The 9,792-nt window shown below is 44.6% G+C and carries 8 protein-coding genes and 1 pseudogene; 1 reads left to right on the top strand and 8 read right to left on the bottom strand.

Translation table 11 applies throughout. From position 1 onward, the window contains the following. Positions 1-192: 192 nt before the first annotated feature. Entirely contained in the window at positions 193-1,299 is a 1,107-nt protein-coding gene (locus B853_RS10450; protein WP_038884270.1) for a response regulator, read from the bottom strand. Between the two features lie 284 nt (positions 1,300-1,583). Between B853_RS10450 and B853_RS10455 the strand changes: the two genes are divergently transcribed. After that, positions 1,584-2,459, top strand: coding sequence for a LysR family transcriptional regulator (locus tag B853_RS10455; RefSeq protein WP_010449511.1), 876 nt, complete (start codon positions 1,584-1,586; stop codon positions 2,457-2,459). Positions 2,460-2,815: 356 nt separating this feature from the next. Here B853_RS10455 and purF read toward each other — a convergent pair whose 3' ends face one another. From purF to B853_RS10500, 7 genes and pseudogenes are all read right to left on the bottom strand, one after another. Further along, entirely contained in the window at positions 2,816-4,330 is a 1,515-nt protein-coding gene (purF, locus tag B853_RS10465) for an amidophosphoribosyltransferase (protein WP_010449512.1), read from the bottom strand. A 36-nt stretch (positions 4,331-4,366) separates the two neighbouring features. Next, positions 4,367-4,858: a CvpA family protein gene (locus B853_RS10470; protein ID WP_009842584.1), complete on the bottom strand. Its 492-nt coding sequence runs from the start codon at positions 4,856-4,858 to the stop codon at positions 4,367-4,369. Positions 4,859-4,919: 61 nt separating this feature from the next. Further along, entirely contained in the window at positions 4,920-5,513 is a 594-nt protein-coding gene (locus B853_RS10475; RefSeq protein WP_038887050.1) for an SPOR domain-containing protein, read from the bottom strand. A gap of 14 nt (positions 5,514-5,527) precedes the next feature. Further along, positions 5,528-6,790, bottom strand: a complete 1,263-nt coding sequence (folC, locus tag B853_RS10480; RefSeq protein WP_038887052.1) for a bifunctional tetrahydrofolate synthase/dihydrofolate synthase — start codon at positions 6,788-6,790, stop codon at positions 5,528-5,530. Between the two features lie 46 nt (positions 6,791-6,836). Beyond that, positions 6,837-7,763: an acetyl-CoA carboxylase, carboxyltransferase subunit beta gene (gene accD / locus B853_RS10485; RefSeq protein ID WP_038887054.1), complete on the bottom strand. Its 927-nt coding sequence runs from the start codon at positions 7,761-7,763 to the stop codon at positions 6,837-6,839. Between the two features lie 196 nt (positions 7,764-7,959). Beyond that, positions 7,960-8,754 (bottom strand): tRNA pseudouridine(38-40) synthase TruA, encoded by a 795-nt coding sequence (gene truA, locus B853_RS10495; protein ID WP_010449526.1) that lies wholly within the window; start codon positions 8,752-8,754, stop codon positions 7,960-7,962. A gap of 91 nt (positions 8,755-8,845) precedes the next feature. Beyond that, positions 8,846-9,792 (bottom strand): annotated as a pseudogene (locus B853_RS10500) (FimV/HubP family polar landmark protein); the annotation flags it as partial.

Consider the following 9,792-nt stretch of genomic DNA (forward strand, 5'->3'; position numbering starts at 1 on the left):
TTACTTCTCCCAAACGCACCGCGTTAAATTAACGTTGCACAAATGGGTCATTATTGTTTTAAGCGATGACTATACCTTAAACAGCAAATGCTAAACACCAACAAAAAGTAAGGGTTTATAGAATAAGAAGCCGGATACGAACCAACAAAAAACGGCGCAATGCGCCGTTTCAGTATAAATATACTCCCACAACTAAATAAGCCGACTCATCTGAATGATACTGAGGCTAAAGCTTGAAGATCCGATACAACCTATTGAAAGCTGACCATTGGTGTTAATGGTTAGATCTTTGGTAACGAAGTTCTTCACACTTCCCTCTCCTAAACTCAATCCAGCTGGTACATGGTGGTTCATATTGCCATTGATCCATTGGCTGTCTAAGCCTGCTGGTAGTATCGATATTGAAGAAGAAGCCAGATCCGCCACACCAAATACCGCATTGACTGGCGCTGCACACTCTGAACACTGAATGCCCTTTTCAATAATCTCGACAAGGTCTTTAAGGTCAGCACTAAAGCTCTTCAGGTTCCTCAGGTAATCATCAAATAAAGCTCGAATAAGGAGTGTTGTCGCTACCCCTTTATCTGACTGAGAAGCAGAATCCACCAAGTAAAATGCAAACTGACCATTCATCAACCATCGATAATCAAATACCAAAGGCATAACGTCAGTGGATTGCAGCAACCTATACGAACACTTCCAATCACCTTGGGTGGTATCTTTCTCTGGCAGCAAAGCATGCAGCAGATCACGAGCGGCGCTTGGGTTGTTTTGCAGATACTCTAAGTGCCAATGCAATTCCTGTTCATCTGGCATCTCACCGCCATCATCAACTCGGAACCACTGGCTTGAAAAATCGCGTTGCTCTGAAAAATGACAATCAGAATCCTCTAGGGTGTTTTCAACTGCTTGATAGAGATGTTCATAATTACTAATGGGTTTGGGTAAGAAATCTTTTATTCCAAACCTTAAGGCTTTCGCAACATCTGACATCTCATTGGTAGCAGAAACTACAATAAGGGGTAGTGATGGATACTCTAGACTAACCTCTTCGACGAACTCAATACCATCGAGCACTGGCATTGATAAATCACACAATATAACGTCGGGATCATTATTTCGAAGTTGTTGCAGTGCTTCTAGCCCGTTTTCAGCTTCTACTACCTTAAATCCCTGACTTTCCAAATAAGCACTAGTCACTTTGCGAAAAATCGGATCGTCGTCCACTAACATGATCAGTTTCTGATTAACCGCTTCTTGCGCCGAGGCTATTGCTGTTTGACTGTGAGTCTTATACATACCTTTACACCTCACAAAGCTCAGTCAAAAAACAAATTAATAAGTCATTATTTTTGTTATATTTACGTCTCACGAAACGTTGCGCAGCAAGACATCAGGCCCTTTCACCTTGTTATAAACCGTAGCCTTAAAATGAGTTTTATACAAATATTGCATGTTTTATCAGTATTTACTCAGCTATGTCTCGTGTGTTGAAATGATGCAACATGTTGACTTAAAGCAAACTTTGATCACAAAGTTAATTATAAATTAGCCAAAAACGGTAATTTAAAGTGTCTGGAAATATGAAATTAGATGATTTGAACCTGTTTCGATTAGTTGTCGAAAATGGGAGCTATACCGCAACTTCGCGTAAGACCATGATTCCGGTGGCAACCATCACCCGACGTATTCAGGCGCTAGAAGATTCGGTTAACTTGCGACTGTTAAACCGCCATGCGCGAAAACTGTCTCTAACAGAAGCCGGAGAACGTTTTTATCATGAGTGTTCTCCCCTTCTTCAACGCCTTACTTCTGCTGCTGAAGAGATCACCGACGAATGCCGCGGTGCGTCTGGCAAGATAAAGATATCCGCGCCATATAATCTGACTAAGCGCATGATGATGCCGATGTTCAATGGTTTTATGCGCCAGTACCCAGATATCAATATTGAACTGACAACTGAAAGCAATGCAGATCAACTTGATCCGACCGAATGGGATGTTATTTTCCGTGTAGGCCCTCAACGTGATTCAAGTCTAATTGCACGTAAGATCGGCGAAGTTAAAGATATTTTAGTCGCTAGTCCCGACTACTTATCTGCAAACCCGGCCCCAACTCATGCAGAAGAACTTAGCAATCACTCGCTACTTAAAGGGCACCCTCTTCTTAAGTGGACGTTGATTAACAGCAAGGGTGAATCTGTCGTTAACATCGAGCGAGGTCGCTTCCAAGCTAACGCGCTAAATGTTGTTCGTAGCGCTTGTTCAGACAGCCTTGGTATTACCCTAATGCCTGACGTGATGATCAAAGAATTTATTGAGAGTGGTGATTTAGTTCGCGTTCTGCCAGATTGGAGCGCAAACCCGCGTGATATCTACATGCTTTACAACCACAAAGACCACCTTCCTGAAAAAGTGCGCTTATTCATTGATTTCGTGATTGCTTACAACATTCACTAAGTCAAGAGCCATAAAAAAACCAGAGCCTTCGCTCTGGTTTTTTATTTCTTAAGAAGTCGCTAGGGTCTGTTGACCTTTTGCGGTTAAATTTTGTTCGGATGGGGACGCCTAGTCAAAAGCGTTTTAATCGCGGCGAGAGGTTTGTAGCCTAGTTATTCTAAGCAAAATCCTCTCAACAAAGAGTAAAACGCTGCCCGAAGGGGGCGCCTAGCCGAACCCTTCGGGCAGCGTTTGTGGCTCCTTTCTACTGCGTTATCGGCTTATCAGGTAGGGCAACTACATTTCAAAGCCTCTGCCTTGTATAAAGAATCCACAAACTGCTGCAAAAATCAGCTCAAAAGGTCAACAGACCCTAATTATGCGCCTTCATTATGCAGTTCAAGGTTCGCTAAATCTTGTTGAATTTCGCGTTCCGTCTTCGCATCATCATTACGCATACCATCTAAGAAATCGAGATATTGCTGATCTATATCACCAGTAACGTATTCGCCGTTAAATACTGAGGTATCGAACTGAGCAATGTCTTGGTTACCTAGGCCAACCGCCTCAACTAAATCATCAAGGCGCTGATAAATAAGCGCGTCTGCACCAATTTGCTTACAAATGGTCTCGTTGTCGCGACCGTGAGCAATCAATTCTGTTGCACTTGGCATGTCAATACCATATACGTTCGGGAAACGAACTTCAGGTGCTGCAGAAACCATAAATACTTTATTCGCACCCGAGTCACGCGCCATTTCAATGATCTGCTCAGACGTTGTGCCACGCACGATAGAATCGTCAACAAGTAGTACGTTTTTGCCTTTAAACTCAGAGCGAATCGCATTCAACTTACGGCGCACAGATTTCTTACGCTGCTGCTGACCCGGCATGATAAAGGTACGGCCGACATAACGGTTTTTCACAAAACCTTGGCGGTATGGTTTGTCGATCGCTTGAGCAATTTGCAAAGCAATGTCACAAGAAGTTTCTGGAATTGGGATAACAACATCGATATCGAGATCTGCGTAGTCTTCGCTGATGCGTTCACCGAGTTTCTTACCCATCTCAACGCGTGCGCTGTAAACAGAAATTTTATCGATAAATGAATCTGGGCGAGCAAAGTAAACAAACTCAAAGATACATGGATTAAGCTTAGGATTGTCAGCACATTGCTTAGTAAACAACTCACCATCGAACGTTGCGTAAATTGCTTCACCTGGTGCAACGTCACGTACAAAATCAAAACCAACCGCATCTAACGCTACTGATTCTGAAGCCACCATGTATTCTGTTTTGCCATTCTCTTCGCGCTTACCAAGGCAAAGTGGACGGATTCCATGTGGGTCACGAAATGCAATCATACCGTGCCCAATGATCATTGCAGCGACGGCATAAGCACCACGGATTGTACGATGTACATTTGTTACAGCGCGGAACACATCTTCTGAAGTAACGTTCCCCTTCACTGTGTCGATTTCATGAGCCAATACGTTAAGTAAGACCTCAGAATCTGAGGTGGTGTTAATGTGGCGGCGGTCTTTTTCAAACAGTTTCTGACGAACTTCGTGCGCGTTAGTCAGGTTCCCGTTGTGGGCAAGTGTAATACCGAAAGGAGAGTTTACGTAGAAAGGTTGAGCTTCTGAGGCACTTGAGCTGCCTGCAGTTGGGTAGCGTACATGTCCAATACCCACCTCACCTTGCAAGCGCTGCATGTGTTTGGCTTCAAACACATCCTTCACTAAACCGTTCGCCTTACGCAGACGAAAACGATTGCTTTCTATGGTACAAATACCAGCGGCATCTTGGCCACGATGCTGTAACACCGTTAACGCGTCATAAATAGACTGGTTTACAGGCGTTGTGCCCACGATTCCAACAATACCACACATGTCCTAATCCTCGATTTGCGACAGTAGCTGGCACTACTAGATAGTGCCAGACAAAAAACTTGATGTTGCTTGTAAGTGCTCGAAGAATGGGGCGATGATACGGCTGAACTCTGGGACCAACTGTGACTCTTTCCACCAATCCGAGCTTGGGAATGCAGTAAACGCATCCATAAAAAACAGCACCGCAGAAACAATCAGTACTCCACGTAAACCACCAAACACAACACCAAGAATTCGATCGGTGCCGGACAGTCCTGTTTTTTGTACCAGTTGACCAATGACGTAATTCACCACTGCACCAACCACTAAGGTTGCGACGAATAACGCCGCAATTGCGGCTCCGTTTCGAAACATTTCGTCTTCGATGTTGGTGAAGTACACCGCCAATTTGGCGTAGTAGTTGCTGGAGATAAAAAATGCTCCAAACCAAATCACCAAAGACAAAGCTTCTTTAGCAAAACCGCGAACTAAACTGATCAGAGCTGAAAATCCGATCACACCTAAAATGACAAAATCTAACCAATTCATGTTTTCTTCATCTTAAGTTGGCGCGCATTTTAACAGAAAAAATGCTGACGCAAACGTTTTCTTATGGATTTAATGGCTTAAATTTAAGCAATTGACCTTTTGAGCCTGTAATTTTTTGTAATTCCTTGACCTGTCGTTCAAGTTTACTTTTTGATACATCAGGGCCAACAATCACACGAGTAAAGGTTTTCTCTTTTTTCACATGAGCTTGGTAACCACGCTTCTGTAAATCCTCTACTAGTGCAACTGCATTCTCATGATTTTTCAGAGCCATCAACTGAATGATCCAGGCTGAATCTTCATATTGATTTTTTTCTTCAATCGGTCGAACTGCGACTTCCACCTGTTCAGGCTGTTTCGTTTCTTCTGACTGTGTCCCAGTCGTTTGATTCGGCTCAACTACCGCCGCTTCAACGACTTCTGAATCATTCACTGTCGCCGTCACTGGAGAGTCAGGCAGTGAAATATCATCTTCGACAGGTTTTAAAATTTCGAAGTTTTCCACATCGCTATCAAGTTCAGGCTTAATAGGAATACTGGCAAACTCTTCTTTGTAGTGGAGTTTCTTCCCATCTAGTACGTCTGGAAGGACGATAACCCCTACAGCGACTAGAATGATGGTGCCGACTAAACGACTCTGGAATTTACTTGCCATCAAATTACCTTTGATTACTCATTATTTGATTGCCAATGCTCCAACACTTCACCCACAGTATGGAAGGATCCAACCACCAGAATGACATCGTCTTGAGTCGCGTGTATTTTCGCGTCCTCAAACGCTTCTACTGGCGTTTGGAACTGAACTTGACCTTGAGGTAAGTGTTGGCATAGTTCCTCTGCTGTAGCCGCTCGTGGGCCAGTCAGCGATGACGGATACCATTGTGTAGCAATTGAGCTTAACGCTTCGATTGTTGCCTTGATGTCTTTATCGTGCAGCATCGCCACCACTACGTGGATGTTTTTATCTGCGTATTGGCGCTTTACCTTCTCAACTAAGTATTCTGCTGAATGAGGGTTATGTGCAACATCAAGTACGATTTCAGGACTGTTTTGCAGAACCTGCATTCGGCCAGCTAGGCGTGCATTATTCAAGCCATTAACGATGTTAATGTCAGTGATTTGCAATTCTGAAGCACCGAGAGCCATTAAAGCAGTAGCTGCATTTGGTAAAGGCAGAGAAGGAAGCGGAAGATCATCAAGACCGAACGCACCACTACACCACTTCCAACCATTGTCAGTTAGGTGGTAATCGAATTGAATACCAACTTGGTAGAATTCCGCGCCGATATCATCAGCGTGTGCAGCAACCGATGCAGGTGGCGTTGGTTGACCACAAATCGCAGGTTTACCCGCGCGGTAAATGCCAGCTTTCTCAAAACCGATCACATTGATGTCATCACCTAGCCAGTCAACATGGTCAATGGCCAAACTAGTGATAACTGACACGTCATGGTCAACCACGTTGGTCGCGTCCAAGCGACCTCCAAGGCCAACTTCTAGCAGAACCACATCCACCTTCTCTACTTGAAAAATACGAAGAGCAGCTAACGTACCGAATTCAAACAAGCTTAGGCTGATCTCGCCGCGCTGTTTTTCGATGTAGTCGAACGCTTCACAGTGTTTGCTGTCATCGGCATCAAGGCCATTGATACGAACACGCTCGTTGTAGCGAATAAGGTGTGGTGAGCTGTACACACCGACTGAGTAGCCAGCGTCCAATAGAATGGCTTCCATCAGCGCACAGGTTGAACCCTTGCCATTGGTGCCGGCAACAGTAATCACAGTAGGAGCTGGTTTAGTGAGGTTGGCTTTTTGTGCTACCGCTTGAACGCGGTCTAAGCCAAGGTCGATTGCTGAAGTGTGGAGTTTTGTTAAATAATCAAGCCACACCGCTAGAGGGGATGTGGCTTGAGGAATAGAGTTTTGGGTCATCTAACTTTAACCATTAATTTCTTTGGTTTTTATGTTAGTTGATACTTTACCCTTTTTCGTCCGCTTCTGGTACAGAATATGGCTCTTCATTTGGAGATTCGTTAACCGAAACCACCATAGGAGATTTGTGGTTAGTTAGCTTAGCCACTAGACCACCCACACGCTGACGCATTTCACGACGGTCAACGATCATATCAATCGCACCGTGCTCCAGAAGGAACTCACTACGCTGGAAGCCTTCAGGAAGATCTTCACGTACAGTCTGCTCGATAACACGACGACCAGCAAAGCCAATCAGCGCTTTAGGTTCACCAATATTGATGTCACCTAGCATCGCCAAACTTGCTGATACGCCACCCATTGTTGGATCTGTAAGTACAGAGATGAATGGCAGACCTTTCTCAGAAAGGCGTTCAAGTGCAGCACTGGTTTTCGCCATTTGCATTAGAGACATAAGCGCCTCCTGCATACGCGCACCACCACTTGCAGAGAAACAAACAAGCGCACAGTTGTTTTCAATTGCAGCATCTACCGCTTTTACAAAGCGCGCACCTACAACTGAACCCATTGAACCACCCATGAAAGAGAATTCAAACGCACACGCTACAAGCGGCATGCCTAGCAGTTCGCCCTGCATCACAACCAATGCATCTTTCTCACCACTGTTCTTTTGAGCAGCAGAGATGCGCTCTTTGTAGCGCTTGGAATCTTTAAACTTCAGTTTATCTTGCGGCTCAAACTCTGTACCTAGCTCGACGCGCTCACCTTCGTCTAGGAAAGTTTCCAAACGACGACGCGCTTTCATACGCATGTGGTGGTTACACTTAGGACAAACTTCTAGGTTACGTTCAAGTTCAGCATGGTATAGCACCTGCTCACAAGATGTACATTTAGTCCACACACCTTCAGGGATAGAAGCTTTGCGTGAACTTACAAGGTTGCTTTTCTCTAAAATCTTTTCAAGCCAACTCATGGAAGACCTTTTCTCTCAACTCTTCCGCTTCATTGCGAAAGATATAAATTCGGAATATTACGGACGGATTAAAACATATCTTGCCGCGACTGTAGATAAAAAACTGGTTGTACCTATTTTTGATACAGGTGACGCAACAATGGTTATCGCGGCGATCTCTTCTAAAGTACCGATATTTTGAATTAAGTTCGTGAATTTAGTTCAAATTATCTGGCAAAAATAAGGGGCCGATCGGCACTCTTGGTAATCCAAACTCTTCTGGATAGTCCACATCTACCAGATACAGACCTTCCGCCTTTGCTGTCGCTCCTGCTAACTTGCGGTCTTTCGCTTCTAAAAGTGACTTAATCCACTCTGGTTTTTCTTCACCGCGGCCTACTTTAATCAAGCTGCCAGTAATATTGCGAACCATATGGTGAACAAAAGCATTGGCTTTAATGTCGATAACAACATAATCACCATGACGGGTTACATTGAGATGCATCATGTTGCGGCAAGGGCTCAATGATTGACAATGCGCAGCACGAAATGAGCTGAAGTCATTTTCACCGAGTAAGTACTGCCCAGCTTCGTGCATTTTTTTCTCGTCCAAATCACCGTGGTAATGACTCACACCCGAATTTAAGATACCTGGACGCAATGCATGATTGAAGATGATGTAGCGGTAACGACGTGCAGTTGCTGAGAATCGAGCATGGAAGTCGTCAGGTACTTCTACCGCCCAACGGACAGCAATATCGCTTGGCATGTTCGCATTTGCACCCATTGTCCAAGCAACCATTTTTCGACTTACGTTGGTGTCGAAGTGAACAACTTGACCTGTGCCGTGCACACCAGCATCTGTACGACCAGCACACTGCACTTCTACAGGGTGGTTCGCGACAACAGAGAGTGCTTTTTCTAGCTCTTCTTGGACACTTTTCACTTCTCTTTGGCGTTGCCAACCAAAGTAATTTGTACCGTTATATTCGATACCTAATGCGATTCTCATTTTAACCTTCGAACTCTAAAATGGGGCGGGAAGTATATACGTAAGTCCTTCCAGATACAAAAATGGGCAGCGTTTGCTACCCATTTTTTGTTTATCGACCGTTGATGGCGTCGATGAGTCCTTTCGCTTCGCGGCGAATATCATCTTCACCGTAAACAATGGCTTCCTCTAGCAGTTTGACCGCACCTTGCGGGTCATTCATCTCTAGGTAGATTTTTGCAAGGTCAAGCTTACCTGCCGCTTCTGCGTTAGTATCTACGTCGACATCACCATTATCACCAATCACATCAGGAAACTCGTTCAAACCAACATCAAGTTTGAGATCTTGTTCTTCAAATTCACCACCATCTTTATCCACTTGAGCCATCAATTCGTCAATCGTCATGAACTGATTTTTCTTAGGGTCAAAGTCGGTAAGGTCTTCTTGCTCACCCCAGTTTTCTTCGGTGATTCTTGGTTGCTCAAGTGCCTCTGATGAACTCCAAACCTCACGCTCATCTTCTGGCACTTCCTCCCCACGAGAAGGGTACTCAGTTTCAGGAGAAAGTTTGAAACCATCCCAATCATCACCAACGTCAAGCATAGCCTCAATATCCATGCCTGCGCTTGCTATGGTGTCACTGTCCAAATCAGTATCGAAGGTTTCTGAATCCATACTGTCTTCAGAAAGTAGATTCGCCATTGCAGCTTCATCAAAATCAGACACTTCCGGTTCAGATGGCGCCGAAAACTCTGGAGCTACCGTTTCGCTTGGCTGAGCAAACATGTCAAACAATGCATCCTGTTCGGATTGCTCTTCAACGTCCTGCTCTACTGGCTCTTCAGCCATTGATGCCATTGCGTCTTCTTCACCAAACTCTGGCAACTCTAGCTCATCGAAGTTGAACTCTTCATCTTCAACAACTGGTTGCTCTGGTTGAGCTGCCACTTCCGGCTCTGCTGGCTCTTCAGCCATGGATGCCTTCGCATCTTCTTCACCAAACTCTGGCACTCTAGATCATCGAAGTTGAACTCTTCATCTTCAACAACTGGTCTGCT

The organism is Vibrio rotiferianus CAIM 577 = LMG 21460 (assembly GCF_002741985.1).
GTDB classification, from domain to species: domain Bacteria; phylum Pseudomonadota; class Gammaproteobacteria; order Enterobacterales; family Vibrionaceae; genus Vibrio; species Vibrio rotiferianus.